14 protein-coding genes and 1 pseudogene are annotated in these 16,946 nt (G+C 71.5%); 5 read left to right on the top strand and 10 right to left on the bottom strand.

Translation table 11 applies throughout. From position 1 onward, the window contains the following. Positions 1–31: 31 nt before the first annotated feature. Positions 32–1,540: pseudogene (locus I847_RS21765) on the bottom strand (glutamine synthetase III); the annotation flags it as partial. Between the two features lie 278 nt (positions 1,541–1,818). Between I847_RS21765 and I847_RS0103820 the strand changes: the two are divergent. Continuing rightward, positions 1,819–2,328 carry an RDD family protein gene (locus tag I847_RS0103820; RefSeq protein ID WP_028048637.1) on the top strand — a complete coding sequence of 170 codons (510 nt, stop codon included), beginning with the start codon at positions 1,819–1,821 and terminating at the stop codon, positions 2,326–2,328. A 2-nt stretch (positions 2,329–2,330) separates the two neighbouring features. On the opposite strand, the gene I847_RS0103815 is transcribed toward I847_RS0103820, so the two are convergent. Genes I847_RS0103815 through I847_RS0103795 form a run of 5 tightly spaced genes read right to left on the bottom strand, consistent with a single transcriptional unit; the run spans position 2,331 to position 5,847 of the window. After that, a complete protein-coding gene (locus I847_RS0103815) occupies positions 2,331–2,912 on the bottom strand; it encodes a bifunctional 2-polyprenyl-6-hydroxyphenol methylase/3-demethylubiquinol 3-O-methyltransferase UbiG (RefSeq protein ID WP_028048636.1) in 582 nt (193 codons plus the stop codon). Between the two features lie 12 nt (positions 2,913–2,924). Continuing rightward, positions 2,925–3,632 carry a DUF4191 domain-containing protein gene (locus tag I847_RS0103810; protein WP_028048635.1) on the bottom strand — a complete coding sequence of 236 codons (708 nt, stop codon included), beginning with the start codon at positions 3,630–3,632 and terminating at the stop codon, positions 2,925–2,927. 39 nt (positions 3,633–3,671) lie between these two features. Continuing rightward, positions 3,672–4,673 (bottom strand): lipoyl synthase, encoded by a 1,002-nt coding sequence (gene lipA / locus I847_RS0103805; protein WP_028048634.1) that lies wholly within the window; start codon positions 4,671–4,673, stop codon positions 3,672–3,674. A 52-nt stretch (positions 4,674–4,725) separates the two neighbouring features. After that, positions 4,726–5,382: a lipoyl(octanoyl) transferase LipB gene (gene lipB / locus I847_RS21760; protein ID WP_034608808.1), complete on the bottom strand. Its 657-nt coding sequence runs from the start codon at positions 5,380–5,382 to the stop codon at positions 4,726–4,728. Positions 5,383–5,391: 9 nt separating this feature from the next. Next, positions 5,392–5,847, bottom strand: a complete 456-nt coding sequence (locus I847_RS0103795) for a MarR family winged helix-turn-helix transcriptional regulator (RefSeq protein ID WP_034609158.1) — start codon at positions 5,845–5,847, stop codon at positions 5,392–5,394. Positions 5,848–5,897: 50 nt separating this feature from the next. Between I847_RS0103795 and I847_RS0103790 the strand changes: the two genes are divergently transcribed. From I847_RS0103790 to I847_RS0103780, 3 genes are read left to right on the top strand one after another with little or no spacing between them, the layout of a single operon-like run. Further along, positions 5,898–8,168, top strand: a complete 2,271-nt coding sequence (locus I847_RS0103790; protein WP_231384057.1) for an MMPL family transporter — start codon at positions 5,898–5,900, stop codon at positions 8,166–8,168. A 5-nt stretch (positions 8,169–8,173) separates the two neighbouring features. Further along, entirely contained in the window at positions 8,174–9,196 is a 1,023-nt protein-coding gene (locus I847_RS0103785; RefSeq protein WP_028048631.1) for a Gfo/Idh/MocA family protein, read from the top strand. Between the two features lie 55 nt (positions 9,197–9,251). Continuing rightward, positions 9,252–10,481: a hypothetical protein gene (locus I847_RS0103780; protein ID WP_028048630.1), complete on the top strand. Its 1,230-nt coding sequence runs from the start codon at positions 9,252–9,254 to the stop codon at positions 10,479–10,481. Between the two features lie 3 nt (positions 10,482–10,484). Here the strand turns inward: I847_RS0103780 and I847_RS0103775 are convergent, their stop codons facing one another. The 3 genes from I847_RS0103775 to lpdA all read right to left on the bottom strand — a co-directional run bounded on the left by I847_RS0103775 (position 10,485) and on the right by lpdA (position 14,928). Further along, on the bottom strand, positions 10,485–11,378 hold the full coding sequence (locus I847_RS0103775; RefSeq protein ID WP_034609156.1) for a TIGR01777 family oxidoreductase: 894 nt from the start codon (positions 11,376–11,378) through the stop codon (positions 10,485–10,487). A gap of 274 nt (positions 11,379–11,652) precedes the next feature. After that, positions 11,653–13,497 (bottom strand): 2-oxoglutarate dehydrogenase, E2 component, dihydrolipoamide succinyltransferase, encoded by a 1,845-nt coding sequence (gene sucB / locus I847_RS0103770; RefSeq protein ID WP_028048628.1) that lies wholly within the window; start codon positions 13,495–13,497, stop codon positions 11,653–11,655. 30 nt (positions 13,498–13,527) lie between these two features. Continuing rightward, positions 13,528–14,928, bottom strand: a complete 1,401-nt coding sequence (lpdA, locus tag I847_RS0103765; RefSeq protein ID WP_369751700.1) for a dihydrolipoyl dehydrogenase — start codon at positions 14,926–14,928, stop codon at positions 13,528–13,530. A gap of 170 nt (positions 14,929–15,098) precedes the next feature. Between lpdA and I847_RS0103760 the strand changes: the two genes are divergently transcribed. Continuing rightward, positions 15,099–15,443 (top strand): hypothetical protein, encoded by a 345-nt coding sequence (locus I847_RS0103760; protein WP_028048626.1) that lies wholly within the window; start codon positions 15,099–15,101, stop codon positions 15,441–15,443. A 10-nt stretch (positions 15,444–15,453) separates the two neighbouring features. Here I847_RS0103760 and I847_RS0103755 read toward each other — a convergent pair whose 3' ends face one another. Next, on the bottom strand, positions 15,454–16,929 hold the full coding sequence (locus I847_RS0103755; RefSeq protein ID WP_028048625.1) for a leucyl aminopeptidase: 1,476 nt from the start codon (positions 16,927–16,929) through the stop codon (positions 15,454–15,456). Between the last annotated feature and the right edge of the window lie 17 nt (positions 16,930–16,946).

The raw sequence follows: 16,946 nt of genomic DNA, 5'->3' as shown, positions 1-16,946 counted from the left end.
CGAGCCCGCGCTGCTCCGCCTCGATGGGCCACTCCGAGGAGTAGCCGTCGCCGTTGAAGACGACGTTGCCGTGGTCCGTGATGATCTCGGTCAGCAGGGTCTGGACGGCGGTGTCGAAGTCGGTGCCCGCCGCGACGGCGGTCTCGAGCTGGGTCGCGCAGTAGTCGAGCGAGTCGGCCATGATCGTGTTGATCGTCGTCATCGGGCCGGCGACCGTCTGCATCGAGCCGGGCGCCCGGAACTCGAACCGGTTGCCCGTGAACGCGAACGGGCTGGTGCGGTTGCGGTCGCCGGGGTCGGTCGGGAGCACCGGCAGCGTGTCGACGCCGATGTGCATGACGCCCTTGCCCTTGGACGACGTGGCGGCGCCCTTGGCGATCTGCTCGAACACGTCGGCGAGCTGGTCGCCGAGGAAGATCGAGATGATCGCCGGGGGAGCCTCGTTCGCGCCGAGGCGGTGGTCGTTGGTCGCCGACGCGACGGACACGCGCAGCAGGCCGGCGTACGTGTGGACCCCACGGATGACTGCGGCGCAGAACACGAGGAACTGCGCGTTGTCGTGCGGGGTGTCGCCGGGCACGAGCAACGAGCCGAGCTCGCTGTTCCCCAGCGAGAAGTTCACGTGCTTGCCAGAGCCGTTGACGCCGGCGAACGGCTTCTCGTGGAACAGGCACTCCATGCCGTGCTTCTTGGCGACCGTCTTGAACGTGGTCATGAGCAGCTGCTGGTGGTCGGCGGCCAGGTTGCCGCGCTCGAACATCGGCGCGATCTCGAACTGGCCGGGCGCGACCTCGTTGTGGCGGGTCTTGGCGGGGATGCCGAGCTTGAACAGCTCTCGCTCGGTGTCCATCATGAATCCGAGCACCCGGTCCGGGATGGCCCCGAAGTAGTGGTCGTCGAACTCCTGGCCCTTCGGTGGCTTGGTGCCGAACAGCGTCCGGCCCGCGTTGAGCAGGTCGGGACGCGCGAGGAAGAAGTGGCGGTCGACGAGGAAGTACTCCTGCTCGGGACCGCAGAACGCGACGACCTTCTGGTTCTCGTGCCCGAAGAGCGCCAGGATGCGCGCGGCGTGCTCGCCCATCGCCTGCTGCGAGCGCAGGAGCGGGGTCTTGTGGTCGAGGGCCTCGCCCGTCATCGAGACGAAGACCGTCGGGATGCACAGCGTGTTCCCGTTGGGGTTCTCGAGGATGTACGCCGGGCTCGTGACGTCCCAGCCGGTGTAGCCGCGAGCCTCGAACGTGTTGCGGAGCCCGCCGTTGGGGAAGCTGGAGGCGTCCGGCTCGCCCTGGACCAGCGTCTTGCCGGCGAACTCGGCAAGTGACGTGCCGTCGCCGACCGGCTCGAAGAAGCTGTCGTGCTTCTCGGCGGTCAGGCCGGTCAGCGGGTAGAAGACGTGGGCGTAGTGGGTCGCCCCCTTCTCCAGGGCCCAGTCCTTCATGGCCGAGGCGACGGAGTCGGCGATGGCGGGGTCGAGCATCGCTCCGTGGTCGATCGTGGCCATGACGGACTTGAAGACCGACTTCGGCAGGCGCTTCTGCATGACCGACTTGCTGAACACGTTCGCACCGAAGATCTTGCCGGGCGCCTCGGCGCCGTTGAAGCTCACGGCGGGCGGGACGTAGGCCTCGACGTTCCAGATCGCCTCACGACGCACGGCGTTTCCGCTCATTGATACCTCTCAGGCACGCTTCGGCACTCCGGTGTCTTCGGCGGAGCGAGTGGGCACAACCTACGAACAGCGCATACCGGGCAGGTTTCCGGCGCATTGCCGTCTCGCTCCGCGCTCGTCGCAGTGGTAGCGGCCCGTACCCTGCTCGGGTGGCAGATCGGAAAGACCTCAGCTCGTGGCTCGAAGGTGAACCCTCCGGCCGCGACCCCGTCGGTGGTCGTGGGCACCGGCTCGGACTGAGTTCCGAGGGCGCCGGTTCGCTCGCTCGGCTGGGTCGGAGGCTCGGTGCGGTCCTGGTCGACTGGGTCGCGTGCCTGGCCATCTCGGGCGCGTTCTTCTCGGTGTCGCCCGACGCGTTCTTCCTGACTCGCGGTAACCAGTGGGCGACGCTCGGCATCTTCGCGCTCGAGAACGTGCTCCTGGTCGGCTCGATCGGCAACACGCTGGGCCACCGGCTGTTCGGTCTACGGGTGCGTCGCGTCTTCGCGGCCGATTCGGCCGAGGCCGCGGATCCTGTGTGGGAGACGGCTGCGCCGGGCTTCCTCAGCGCCTTGGTCCGCACCCTGCTGCTGTGCCTGGTCATCCCGGCGGTCGTCTGGGACGCGGACGGCAGGGGCCTGCACGATCGGGTGGCCGGGACGGCGATCGTCCGCCGCTGAGTTCAGAGCGGGTGCTGCCACTCGAGGCTGTAGCGCCAGTAGAGCCGGCGACGGAAGCGGACCCCCGGCAGGATCGCGCGGGCCGCTCGTCGCACGTCGCCGTAGCCGTCGACCGGGTCGACCATCGGCGAGCCGTGCTCCCAGGTGCCGCGCACGCGGTCGGCCACCAGCGCGACGGGGACCGCGGCGAGACTCGCGGCCGCATCGACCGCGGAGCGCACCGCCGCGAGCCCGACGACCACGAGGTGCCCGCCGGGCGCGGTGAGCGCCGCCAGCCGGATCAGTCCGGCCTCGAGGTCGAGGTGGTGCAACGTCGCGAAGCACGTGACGAGGTCGAACTCACCACCGGGAACGTCCAGGATGTCACCCGCCAGGTAGTCGATGCCCGGGCCGCCGACAGCGCGTCCCACCTGGTGAGGGTCGAGGTCGATCCCCGTGACCGACGTGACCCCTGCCGCCCGGAGGCGACGGACCAGCAGCCCCTCACCGCACCCGACGTCGAGAGCGGACGCCGAGCCCCGCACATGCTTCAGCGCGAGCGGGTGGTAGTGGGTGTTGTGGTTCCAGAACGGGTCGCGGGGCATGTTCGCGGCCGGTCAGCGGCCGCGCATGCCCTTGCGGTCGGGGCGCGCACGGTTCGGGTCGACACCCTTGGGCATCGCGAGCTTGGCGCCGCCGAGGGAGGTCAGACGCTTGTTGACCTCCGCGATCTCCGCCTTGGTCAGCTTGCCGCCCTTCACGCGCTGCACGGCCCGGGGGAGCTTGCGCAGCGGGATCTGGCCCTCGCCGTCGCCCATCTGCATCAGGATGATCGGTGCGCCGCCGACGACCCGCGCGGTGCGCTTGCGCTCGGCCTCGAGAAGCTTGGTGATCCGCGGGGCGGGACCTTCGCCGACCAGCACGACGCCGGGCCGGCCGACGCCACGGAAGACGAGGTCACGGGTCTTGGGGTCGAACGCTGCCGGCTCCTCGGGGAACGTCCACCCGCGCCGGATGCTGCGCAGGGCGGAGAGGGTGGCACCCGTCTGGCCCTCGATCTGGGCGAACGCGGCCTTCTCGACGCGCCGCGAGAGCACGAACATCGCCACGAGCGCCGCGAACGGGATGCTCAGCAGGAGCCAGAAGACCACGCCACCGGTGGCGAGGCCGATGCCGACACCGATCCCGATGATCACGAGGACGATCGCCAGCAGGATCCACGTGATCGCGGGATCGGTCTTCCTGGTCATCTGGAAGACCTGCCACAGCTGGTGGTACCAGCGCTGCTTCTTGACGGGTGCGGTCGGGGTCTTCTCGCGGGCCATGGGTCGAAAGTCTACCGACGAGCCGACATGCTCCTGACGTCAGCGGGCGAGCAGGCTCGCCGCCTCCTGGCGGGACGTCGTCGGCTCGCTGAGGTGGGCCAGCGCCTCGGGGATCGGTCGGCCGTAGCGACGCATCGCCTGGCCCCACAGGCGGCCGGCGCGGTACGACGAGCGCACCAGCGGACCCGACATCACACCGAGGAACCCGAGGCTCTCGGCCTTCGCCGACAGCTCGACGAACTCCTCCGGACGCACCCAGCGGTCCACGGGGTGGTGCCGCACGGACGGGCGCAGGTACTGCGTGATCGTGATGAGGTCGCAGCCTGCCTCGCGCAGCTGGGCGAGCGCCTCGACGACCTCCTCGGTGGTCTCACCCATGCCGAGGATCAGGTTGGACTTGGTGACCAGGCCGGCTTCGTGCGCCCGCGTGATGACCGAGAGGGACCGGTCGTAGCGGAAGCCCGGCCGGATCGTCTTGAAGATGCGGGGGACGGTCTCGAGGTTGTGCGCGAGGACCTCGGGCTGCGAGGAGAAGACCTCGTCGAGAAGCTCGGGCGTGGCGTTGAAGTCGGGGATCAGCAGCTCGACGCCGGTGCCGGGGTTCACGGCGTGGATCTGGCGGACGGTCTCGGCGTAGAGCCACGCGCCGCCGTCAGGCAGGTCGTCGCGGGCGACGCCGGTGACCGTCGAGTACTTCAGGCCCATCGCCTGCACCGACGCGGCCACGCGACGCGGCTCGTCTGCGTCGAAGTCCGCGGGCTTGCCGGTGTCGATCTGGCAGAAGTCGCAGCGCCGCGTGCACTGGTCGCCGCCGATGAGGAACGTGGCCTCGCGGTCTTCCCAGCACTCGAAGATGTTGGGGCAGCCGGCCTCCTCGCACACCGTGTTCAGGCCCTCGCGCTTCACCAGGCCCTTGAGCTCGGTGTACTCGGGGCCCATCGTCGCGCGGGTCCGGATCCACTCCGGCTTGCGTTCGATGGGGGTCGCGGCGTTGCGTGCCTCGATACGGAGCATGCGTCGGCCATCGGCTGCGATCGTCACGCCCGTCAGACTAACCCGCGAGCGGCGCGCAGGCGGCCGGGGGAGTGCGACGTCACAGTGCCGGGACGCGGTCGAGCAGGGGCGCGAGAGTTGCGCTCAGGTGCTCGCGGACCAGGGGCGTGACCTCGGCGATCGTCACGCGGCGGCCGGCCTCGACGGACAAGGACGTCACGTCGGCGTCGGGGATCCCGCACGGCACGATGCGGTCGTACACCGACAGGTCCGGTTCGCAGTTCAGGGCGAACCCGTGCATGGTCACCGAGCGGGAGACGCGGACGCCGATCGCGGCGACCTTGCGCTCGCGCCGGGTCCTCGTCGCTGCGAACCAGACGCCGCTGCGCCCCTCGACGCGGATCGCCGAGAGGTCGAGGTCCGCACACGTGCGGATCAGTGCCTCTTCGAGCGCGCGCACGTAGCGCACGACGTCGATCGGGGTCGCCAGCCGGACGATCGGGTACCCGACCAGCTGTCCGGGGCCGTGCCACGTGATGCGGCCGCCCCGGTCGACGTCGACGACGGGGGTGCCGTCGACAGGCCGGTCGGCCTTCGCGGTGCGCTTGCCCGCCGTGTAGACGTCCTCGTGCTCGCAGAGCAGGACCACGTCCTCGCTCGTCCCGTCCGCGACCGCCGCGTGCACCTCGCGCTGGAGCTGCCACGTCGGCTCGTACGGGAGCCGGCGCGTGCCGAGGTCGAGCTCGTCGAACCGCATGCCGTCAGGCTAACCCGAGGGGTGGGGCTGGGGTCGCGCGACGAGCGCGAGCAGGCGGCGCAGCTCGGTGACCTCGTCGTCGGTCAGCCCGCGCGTGACCATCGTCTCGGCGGGTTCGCGGTCCGACGCCATGGCGAGCGCTGCGCGGCCCTCGTCGGTGATCGAGAGCACGAGTCGGCGGCGGTCCTGGGCATGGGGTGTTCGCGTCACGTACCCGGTGCGCTCCATGCGCGCCACGACACGGCTCATGGTCTGTTCCGTGACCGCGCATGCCGCGGCCAGCTCGCGCTGCGAGAGCGGGCTGCGGGACAGGTGGACCAGCACGGGCAGGCTGGCGTGGTTGAGGTCCCACGCGGCGAGCCGTGCGTCCCAGTCGCGCTCCACGCGGCGTGCCGCTGCGGAGAGCAGGCGCCCGGCGGGCCACTGAGCGGGATCCGTGGAAGCGGGGTCCCACTCCTGTGCCATCCGCATGCCTCCATTTGCCTTGTCGAGCACCCACCCGCATGATACTCAGCATGCTGAGTAATCGCCGGTCGACCGTCGTCCGTTCTGTCCTCGTCGGCGTCGCGCTGATCGCCTGGCTCGGCATCGGCTCCCTGGGCGGCATGGCCCAGGGCAAGCTCTCGCAGGTCCAGACGAACGACGCGGCGGCCTTCCTGCCTGCGTCGGCCGAGTCCACCCAGGCGGCCGCAGAGACCAAGGCCTTCGTCGACACGGCGACCCTACCGGCACTGGTCGTCCTGACCGCCGAGGACGGCGGTGACATCACGCCCGACCAGCTCGGCGCCGTGCAGGAGTGGGCCGCGTCGGTGCCGGACGAGGCGCTGCCGGTCGGGAACGACGGGACGTGGTCCGACTACCTCGTCGGCGAGCCAGCGGTCGTCCCGTCGCAGGACGGTGAGGCGCTGCTCGTCGCCTTCTCGCTCGACGCCGCCAAGGCCGACGACCTGCTGGCCGGCGACGAGGGTGTGACCGACTCGTTCGTCCTGGCGGTGCGTGCCTCCCTCGACGAGTCGCTCGGAGCGAGCGCCGGTTCCGCGGGGGAGCTCGGTCTCCAGGCGTGGGTCACCGGGCCGGCCGGGTTCGTCGCCGACCTGGTGACTGCGTTCGGCGGTATCGACGGCGTCCTGCTTCTCGTGGCCCTCGGCGCGGTGCTGCTCATCCTCGTGATCGTCTACCGCTCACCGTTCCTGCCGTTCGTCGTCATCTTCAGCGCCGTGTTCGCGCTCTGCCTGGCGGGACTCGTCGTCTACCACCTCGCCAAGAACGGCACCCTCGTCCTCAACGGGCAGTCGCAGGGAATCCTCTCGATCCTCGTCGTCGGCGCTTCCGTGGACTACGCCCTGCTGCTCGTCGCGCGATACCGGGAAGAGCTCGGCCGCGTCGAGCACCCGGCCGAGGCGATGCGCCGTGCGCTGCGTGCCTGCGTGGAGCCGATCGTCGCGAGCGCCGGAACGGTGATCGCCGGAGTGCTCTGCCTCCTGCTGTCGGACCTCGGGTCCAACCGCTCGCTCGGGCCCGTCGCGGCGATTGGTATCGCCTCGGCCATGCTCGCCGCCCTCACCCTTCTGCCGGCGATGCTGCTGATCGGCGGTCGTCGCTCCCGATTCCTGTTCTGGCCCCGCGCGCCGCGACCGTCCGCCACGTCGGCGTCACTCGCCGCGCAGGCGAACGTCGACCCGGTGGCCGAGCAGGACCCGGCCGACGGTTCCGGGCTGTGGGCACGGCTCGCGCGGTTCGTGGGCCGCCGCGCCCGGCCCGTGTGGATCCTCACCGCGCTGGTCCTGTGCGTCGGAGCGGCGTTCCTGCCGACCTTCAAGGCGTCCGGTACGAGCCAGGTCGACGTCTTCCTCACCGACGTCGACGCCGTCGCCGGGGAGGCAGTGGTCGTCGAGCACTTCCCCGCCGGTGGGGTGCAGCCCGCGATCGTGATCGTCGACGAGGCCGACGTCGACGCGGTGACCTCGGCGGCCGAGAGCGTCGACGGGGTCTCGTCGGTCGCGCCGTACACGGGCGGTCGCCCTGGCGCACCGGATGCGCCGCCTGTCGTCGTGGAGGGGCGCGTGCGGCTCGACGTCACGACGGAGGCGTCCGCGGACTCGCAGGCCGCCGTCGCGGTCGTCGACGACCTTCGCGCGGCAGTGCACGAGCAGAGTCCGACGGCCCTGGTCGGTGGTGCGGCGGCCGAGACGCTCGACACGCAGAGGGCCAGCGAGGGCGACCTCAAGGTGATCGTCCCGGTCGTCCTGCTGGTCATCGGGCTCATCCTCATGCTGCTGCTGCGGTCCGTGGCGGCGGCCGCGCTCCTGCTCGTCGCCAACGTGCTGTCGTTCGCCGCCGCGCTCGGTGTCGCTGCGCTCGTGTTCAACCACATCCTGGGGTTCCCGGGCGCCGACCCGGTCGTCCCTCTCTACGCGTTCGTGTTCCTGGTGGCGCTCGGCGTCGACTACTCGATCTTCCTCATGACGCGAGTCCGGGAGGAGTCCGTCGCCGTGGGCACCCGGGCAGGGGTCGTCAGGGCTCTCACGGTGACGGGTGGCGTCATCACGTCCGCCGGTGTGGTGCTCGCGACGACGTTCGCGGCGCTCGGCATCATCCCGCTGCTGTTCCTCGCGCAGATCGCCTTCATCGTCGCGTTCGGCGTGCTGCTCGACACGCTCGTGGTGCGCAGCCTGCTGGTGCCGGCACTGGTGCACGACCTCGATCGGCGGAGCTGGTGGCCGAGCGCCCTGTCCCGCGAGCCCCACGAGCGGCGCCAGCATGCGGTCGGCGCCGACCTAGAGTGAGCGCCATGGGCGCACTCCGGGTGGGACTTGTCGGGTACGGCGGAGCGGGGCGCGGCATCCACGCCCGACTGCTCCGGGAGGCGGGCCAGCAGGTGACCGCCGTGGTCACGCGGAACCGTGCGGAGCAGGTCGAGGCCGACTGGCCCGGCGCAGTCGTCGAACCCGATCTTGCGGGTCTGCTCACGCACGCGGCGGACCTCGACCTCGTCGTCGTCGCGAGCCCCACGGGCGACCACCTGGCCCACACCCTCGCCGCCCTCGACGCCGGGCTGCACGTCATCGTCGACAAGCCCCTGGCGACGACGGCCGACGACGCCGAGCTGCTGGCCTCCCGCGGCGACGGACGGCTGACCGTGTTCCAGAACAGGCGCTGGGACGCGGAGCAGCTCACGTTGAGGTCGCTGCTCGACGACGGGTCGTTGGGGACCGTGCACCGGTTCGAGCGGCGGTGGGAGAGGTTCCGCCCCGTGCCCCAGGACCGGTGGAAGGAGAACGACCCGCTCGCCGGCGGCCTCCTGCTCGACCTCGGTGCGCACCTGGTCGACTCCGCGACGCAGCTCTTCGGGCCGGTCATCTCCGTGTACGCCGAGCTCCATGCGCGCACGACGCCAGCCGTCGACGACGTGTTCCTCGCCCTGACGCACACGTCCGGGGTCGTCAGCCACCTGCAGGCCGGCGCGGTCGTCGGAGCTCCCGGACCGCGTACACGAGTCCTCGGCGACGCGGGCGCCTACCTGGTGACGAGCTTCGAGGGCGAGCCCTCGCCGTTCGCCGCTCTCGACGACGCGTACGAGGAGACCCGCCGGCCCGGGGAGCCGACGCACGAGGGGTGGCTGGTCCGCGGGTCTGAGCGCGTGCCGGTGCCCCGGGCCCGTGGTGGGCACGTCGACATCTACCACGCTGTCGCCTCGTGGGTCGTCGACGGTGGGCCGCCGCCCGTCGACCCGTTCGACGCCGCCCGCACCGCCCGGGTGCTCGATGCCGCCCGCCTGTCCGCCGACGAGGGTCGGATCGTCCGCATGCCCTGACCGCACCTGTGGATGACCGCCGACGGGCCGGACCCGACCTCGCTTGGATGGCGGGATGGATGCGACGGTGGTGCCGGCTGAGGTCGAGAACGCCCTGGCCAGGCTCGGTCTTCGAGCGACCACTCTGCTGGACCCGGACCGCTGGCTCGCGGTCGCGGTGGACGGCACCGGCCACCGCGTCCAGCTGCACGCGATGGACGCGGACGTGCAGGACGATGCGCTCGTCGCCCGCGTGGCCCGGTTGCGCGGGGTGCGCCACGACCACCTCGTCCGGCTCCTCGACGCGACCGAGCTCACCCCCGGCCGGGTCGGTCTGCTCGTCGAGGATGTCGAGGCGCTCTCGTTGGCGCAGATCCGAGCGGCGCGAGCGCCGCTCACCGACGGTGAGGCCGCAACGGTCGCCATCCCTGTGGCGGGAGCCCTCGGCGCGCTGCACGACGCCGGCCTCGTGCACGGGGCGGTCGACAGGGCGTCGATCCTCGTGCGGCCCGACGGACGTCCGATCCTGGGCGACCTGCGCGGCGTCGTCGTCGGCGCCTCCACGCCGGCCGAGGACCTGGCGGCACTGGCGGCCGTCGTGATCGCGCAGCTGCCGCATGCCGACGTCCACCTCCTGGCCGGCGGGCTCGTGCTGCGCGACGCGCTGATCGACACCCTCGCCCGACCCTCGGTCGACGCGGCGATGCTGGCCGAGGCGTGCTTCCACGCCGTCCAGCCCGAAGCCCTCCAGCTTCCGGACGCCGGGTCGCTCGCCTCGTCCGCACTCCTGACGAGCGCCCGCCGTCCGCCCACCGCACCGACCCGACGCTCGTCCGGGCGACGGTTCCCGACGCGGTTCCTCGCGCTGGTGTGCGTCGCGGCGCTGGGACTCGGTCTCGCCGGGTGGCGGCTGCTCTCGACCGCAGGCTCCCCGGCGAGCGCGCTGACGGACGAGCGGGACCCGGTCGCAGCGGCGATCGAGCTCAGCCGGATCCGCGCGGCCGCGATCGGCGAGGCGGACGCTGATCGGCTCACCCAGGTCGAGATCGCGGACGGACCTGCGCATGCTGTCGACGCGGCGCTGCTGGCCGCTCTCGACCCGGCGCGCACGAAGGGCCTCGCCGTGGACATCCAGGACGCCTGGCTCGTCGCGGAGGACGGCACCCGCGGGTCGACCACCGACGTCGCCGTGACGGCCGCGATGTCGACCGCTTCGGGTCCCGACCCGGCTCGCACCGTGGTCCTCGGGCTGCGCTGGACCGACGACGGCTGGCGCGTCTGGGACGTCACCGAGCCCGCACGCTGAGGGTCAGCCGCCGGCCGCGACCCAGTGTGCAGCGGTCGCGAGGTCGGGGTGCGTGGGCCGGAAACCGTCCGCCTCGAGGACCCGCGGGACGGCGCGGTTGGAACCCAGCACCTCGGACGAGAAGTCGCGGAGCACCGCGCGCAGCGCGAACGCCGGGACCGGCACGACGGCAGGACGGTGCAGCGCCTTCGCCAGCGCCCTGACGACGTCGGCGTTGCGATCGGCCGCGGTCACGAGGTTGACCGGCCCGTGGACCTCGGAGGTCAGCAGGTGCTCGATGGCCCGGACCTCGTCGGTGAGCGTGATCCACGGCCAGAACTGTCGTCCGTCTCCGAACCGCCCTCCGACGCCGAGCTTGATCAGCGGCAGCAACCGCCCGAGCGCGCCGCCGTGCGAGCTGAGCACGACGCCCGTGCGCAGGTGCACCACCCGGACGCCCGCCTCCTGCCCGCTCGCGGTCGCGGCCTCCCACTGGCGCACGACGCCGGCGAAGAACGTGGTGCCCAGCGGCTCGTCCTCGTCGAGCTCGTCCTCGCCGCGCGAGCCGTACGCGCCGATCCCGGACGCCTGCAGCAGCACGCGGTGCCGGTCCCTCTCGAGCGTCGCGAGCGTCCGCGAGAGCAACCGGGTGGTGTTCACGCGCGACGAGACGATCAGCCGCTTGCGAGCCTGAGTCAGCAGTCGGCTGCCCGGGTTGACGCCCGCGAGGTTGATCACCGCATCCGCCCAGCCCAGAGCCGCCGGGTCGAGCCGATCCGCGTCCGGGTCCCACCGGATCTCGTCGGGACTGCGCGTCTCCCCGCGTACCAGCACCCGGACCAGGTGGCCGTCGCGCCGGAGCTGAGGCACCAGTGCTCCACCGATGAACCCGTGCGACCCCGCCACCACGACCTGCATGGCGCTCACCCTACGGGCGACGCGTTGCCGCGGCCGGTCGAGGCGGTCCGGTCGCACCGACCTCGGCCTCGTCGCCCGGGGTCCGTCGCGCGGCGCGCGAACCTAGCGCCGCATGGGACAGGAGTGAGCGCTGGGACGCATGAGGTGTCTCATGCGTCCCGCTGGCCCCACTCGTCCCCAGTGCCGCTAGGTCGGAACGCGTGCCCTTGGCGACGAAGCACCGCGGCCCGGATCCCGCAAGGGATCCGGGCCGCGGCCCTGCTGGCATCGGGCGTCAGAGACCGACCTCGGAATCGAACGCACCCTCCTCGAGACGGGCCTTGACCGCGCTCAGGTAGCGGGACGCGTCCGCACCGTCGACCAGGCGGTGGTCGTAGGACAGCGAGAGGTAGCACATCGAGCGGATGGCGATGACCTCGGCGCCGTCCGCGTCCAGGATGACGACCGGGCGCTTGACGATCGCTCCGGTTCCGAGGATCGCCGACGTCCCGCCCGGGACGATCGGCGTGTCGATGATCGCCCCGCCCGAGCCGGTGTTGGTCACCGTGAACGTGGCACCGCTGAGCTCGTCCGGGGTCACCTTGTTCTGGCGGGTGCGACCGGCGAGGTCGACGATCTTGCGGGCGATACCGGCGAGGTTGAGGTCTCCGGCGTCGCGGATGACCGGGACCAGGAGGCCACGCTCGGTGTCGACCGCGATGCCGACGTTCTCCTCGCCGTGGTACGTGATCGTGTTGCCCTCGAGGACGCCGTTGATCTTCGGGTATGCCTTGAGGCTCTCGATCGCCGCGAGCACGAAGAACGGCAGGAACGTGAGGTTGACGCCCTCGCGTGCGGAGAACTCACCCTTGGCCTTGGCCCGCAGGCGCGCGATCTTGGTGACGTCCACCTCCACGACCGTGGTCAGCTGCGCCTGCGAGTGCAGTGCGTCGACCATGCGCTCGGCGATGATCTGCCGGAGCCGGCTGGCCTTCTCGGTCGTCCCGCGCAGCGGTGAGACGACGGCAGCAGCGGACTTCTGCGGGGCAGCAGGAGCCGGAGCGGGTGCCGGCGCAGCCGCCGCCTTGGCCGCGGCCTCTGCCTGGGCTGCCGCATCGAGGACGTCCTCCTTGCGGATGCGCCCACCGACGCCGGTCCCGGCGAGGGTCGAGACGTCGACGCCCTTCTCGGCCGCGAGCTTGCGGACGAGCGGGGTGAGGTAGCTGCCGGAGGCCTGGGGCGCCGCCGGAGGGGTCGCCGGGACCGGAGCAGGGGTCGCGGGGACCGGTGCCGGGGTGGCGGGTGCAGGAGCGGGCGCGGCCGACTCCTGCTCCGCCGACGGCTCGGGCGCCGTCTGCGGCTCCGGGGCAGGCTCGGCAGCGGCGGGTGCGGACACGGGCTGGGGTGCCGGTGCAGCCTCGGCCGGTGCCGACGAAGCGGAGCCGGATCCACCCGAACCGGAGCCGATGACGGCCAGCGTCGCGCCGACCTCGACGGTCTCGTCCTCCTGGACCAGGATCTGCTCGAGCACCCCGGCGAACGGCGACGGGATCTCGGTGTCGACCTTGTCGGTGGAGATCTCGAGCAGCGGCTCGTCGACCTCGACCGTGTCGCCGACGCTCTTGAGCCAACGCGTGACGGTGCCCTCGGTGACGGACTCGCCCAGTGCGGGAAGGGTGACGTTCTCGCCGGTGCCACCGCCGTCCGACGACGCCGCCGGAGCCGCAGCGGGCTCCTCGTGCTCCTCGGTCGACTGCACGGGTGAGACCTCGGCGGCGGACTCCTCGGCGGGTGCCTGCTCCGCAGGCGCCTCAGCCTCGGCGGGCGCCTCAGCCTCGGCGGGAGCCGACGATCCCTCGCCGGAGGCCGACGACCCCTCGTCGGAACCCGACTGCGAACCGGAGCCGGAGCCGATCACGGCCAGCGTCGCGCCGACCTCGACGGTCTCGTCCTCCTGGACCAGGATCTGCTCGAGGACCCCGGCGAACGGCGACGGGATCTCGGTGTCGACCTTGTCGGTCGAGATCTCGAGCAGCGGCTCGTCGACCTCCACCGTGTCGCCGACGTTCTTCAGCCAGCGGGTGACGGTGCCTTCGGTGACGGACTCACCGAGGGCGGGCAGCTGCACGTTGTCGGACATGACCGCTCGTGTCTCCTTCGAATCGTGTGGTCAGTTGTGGGCGTGCAGCGGCTTGCCGGCGAGGGCGAGGTGCGCCTCTCCGAGAGCCTCGTTCTGCGTCGGGTGTGCGTGCACGAGCGAGGCGACGTCCTCGGGGTAGGCCTCCCAGTTCACGATGAGCTGGCCCTCTCCGATGAGCTCGCCGACGCGCGCGCCGATCATGTGGACGCCGATGACGGGGCCGTCCTTCTGGCGGACGAGCTTCACGAAGCCCTGCGTGCCCAGGATCTGGCTCTTGCCGTTGCCGCCGAGGTTGTACTCGAGGATCTCGACGTTGTCTGCACCGTGCACCTCCTTGGCGCGTGCCTCCGTGAGGCCCACCGACGCGACCTCGGGGTCGGAGTACGTCACGCGGGGGATTCCCGACTCGACGATCGTCGCCGGGTTGAGCCCGGCGATCTCCTCGGCGACGAAGATGCCCTGGGCGAACCCGCGGTGCGCCAGCTGCAGGCCGGGCACGATGTCGCCGACGGCGTAGATGTTGCCGACGCCCGTGTGGAGGCGGTCGTTCGTGATGACGAACCCGCGGTCGAGCGTGATGCCCTGGTCCTCGTAGCCGAGGCCCGAGGTCCGGGGACCGCGGCCGACGGCGACGAGCAGGAGCTCGGCGTCGAACGTCTTGCCGTCCTCGAGCGAGACGTGCACGCCGTTGTCGTCCTGCGTGACGCCGGCGAACCGGACGCCGAGGTTGAACGTGATGCCGCGCTTGCGGAACTGGCGCTCGAACGCCTTGGACAGCGCCTCGTCCTCGTTCGCGACGAGGTGCGGGAGCGCCTCGATGATCGTGACGTCGGCCCCGAAGGACTTCCAGACGGAGGCGAACTCGGAGCCGATGACGCCGCCGCCGAGCACGATCACGGACTTGGGCACCCAGTCGAGCTGCAGCGCCTGGTCGGACGTGATGACTCGGCCGCCGATCTCGAGGCCGGGCAGGGTCCGCGCGTAGGAGCCGGTGCCGAGGATGATGTTCTGACCGGTGATGCGCTGGCCGTCGACCTCGACCGTGTCCTTGGCGACGAGCTTGCCGTAGCCCTCGAAGACGGTGATGTTGCGGGACTTGATGAGGCCCTGCAGTCCCTTGTACAGGCGGCCGATCACGGTCGCCTTGTACTCGTTGACGCCCGCCATGTCGATCTTCTCGAGCGTGGTGTGGACGCCGTAGTGCGCGCCCTCGCGGGCGTGGTCGGCCAGCTCGGCGGCGTGCAGCAGCGCCTTGGTGGGGATGCAGCCCACGTGCAGGCAGGTGCCGCCGACCTTGTCGGCCTCGACAAGTGCGACGGACTTCCCCAGCTGGGCGGCCCGGAGCGCAGCCGCGTAGCCGCCGCTGCCTCCGCCCAGGACGACGATGTCGAAAGCGGTGCCGTTGGTGTCGGCCACGTGCAGACTCCTCATACGCAGACGGGTGGTCTCAAGCTCGCCGACCATCTTGTCATCCCCGCAGGTCCCGAACGACCCGGACGCTCGGCGCGCTCATGTGACCCTCGGAACAGTCGTCCCATGACTGCTGTTCCGTCTGGTGCGTCACAGGCCCCGCAGGGGCGCGGAATGTACCCTCAGGCGGCATGGGCCTGTTCTCTCGTCGGAAGCACCCGCCGGCCAACGACGCACCGACCGACCGTTCCGCCCGAGACGCCACGGTCGCGCACCTCAAGGAGTTCATCCTCACCCGGGTCGGGGTGGAGGCGTACGTCGAACCGCGCACCAACTCCACGCCCACCACCGTGATGCTCGTCGCGACGGACGGGGAGTGGACGCGTCGACGCGTGCCGGACGGTGAGGCCGCCGCGGAGATCGCGCGCGAGATGAGCATCCCGATCTACGACGTGCAGCGCACCGGCTACCCGCAGCGCGTCCGCGACTACAACTCCCGCCAGCGCATCCTGCGGAAGCGCGCCAACGGCGTCTGACAGCCGGTTCCTAGGCCTGCGGGACCCGGCCTTCGATGAGGCTCAGCATCGTGCGGACGCCGACGCCCGTGCCGCCGACGGCGGTGTACCCATGGGCGCTGCGCTCGTTGTACGCCGGACCGGCGATGTCCAGGTGCGCCCACGGCGTCTGACCGACGAACTCCTGCAGGAAGATCCCCGCGGTGAGCATGCCGCCGAACCGGTCGCTGATGTTGGCGATGTCGGCGACCTTGGACTTCAGCCCGGCGCGCAGGTCGGCAGGCAGCGGCATCGGCCAGAACTGCTCACCGGACGCGCCTGCGGCCGCGACGACCTCGGCTCGCACGTCGTCCGTGCCCATCACCGCGGACACGCGGTGGCCGAGCGCGATGACCTGCGCGCCCGTGAGGGTCGCGATGTCGAGGACCACGTCCGGCTTCTCGCCGACCGCCTCGACGAGCCCGTCGGCCAGCACCAGGCGGCCCTCGGCATCCGTGTTGAGCACCTCGACGGTCTTGCCGCCGCGGATCGTGATGACGTCCGACGGCCGCTGGGCGGTCCCGGACGGCATGTTCTCCGCCAGGCAGAGCCAACCCGTGACCGCGACGGGGAGCTCGAGACGAGCCGCCGCGACGACCGTGTGCAGCACGGCGGCCGCACCGGCCATGTCGGACTTCATCGCCTCCATGCCCGCGGCCGGCTTGATCGAGATGCCGCCCGAGTCGAACGTGATGCCCTTGCCGACGAGCGCGACCTTGCCCTTGGCGCGCGACGGCGAGTAGGCGACCTTGACCAGCCGCGGACCGCGCGACGAGCCCTGTCCGACGCCCGTGAGACCGCCGTACCCGCCCGCGAGCAACGCCTTGTCGTCGACGACCGTGACCCGCAGACCCTTGGCGCCCGAGTCCTTGACCGCAGCCTTGGCGAGGTCTGCGAACGCCGCGGGGTAGAGGTCGTTCGGAGCGGTGTTCACCAGGTCGCGGGTGCCGTGCACCGCGGCAGCGACCACCGAGGCCCGGTCGACCGCAGCCTTGGCGGCTCGGTCGCGCGGGTGCTTGGTGACGATCTGGATCTCCCCGACGGGCGCCTTCGCCGAGGCGCTGTAGCGCGTGTAGGAGTACGCGCCGAGGAGGGCGCCCTCGGCGACGGCCGCCACGGACTCGGCGTCGTCGGCGGGAAGTGCGAGGCCCACGCTCGCGGTTCCGGCGAGGTCGCGGGTCGCGGCACCGGCCGCCCGGCGCAGGGCCTCCGGTGTGAGCGGGCCGGCGCCGACCCCCGTCAGGACGAGCACCGGGGCGACGAGGCCGGTGCCGGGCAGCCGACGGACCTCGTCTGCAGCGCCGGTGACGCCGAGGGCCGACGCAGACGACGCCAGGAGCGTACGAAGCTCCTTGGGCAGCTGGTCGGCGCCGAGGACGACGGGTGCGCCGTCCTGCTGGCTGACGGCGACGACCAGGGCGTCGACGACGAGGCGGGCAGGGTCCTGTGAGGTCAGCGTCACGGTCACGCGTCCGACTATAGGTC

This window comes from Cellulomonas sp. URHD0024 (genome assembly GCF_000426185.1).
Classification (GTDB): domain Bacteria; phylum Actinomycetota; class Actinomycetes; order Actinomycetales; family Cellulomonadaceae; genus Cellulomonas.
The sequence above is the reverse complement of the archived record's forward strand: the minus strand, read 5'-3'. Positions and strand labels throughout refer to the sequence as shown.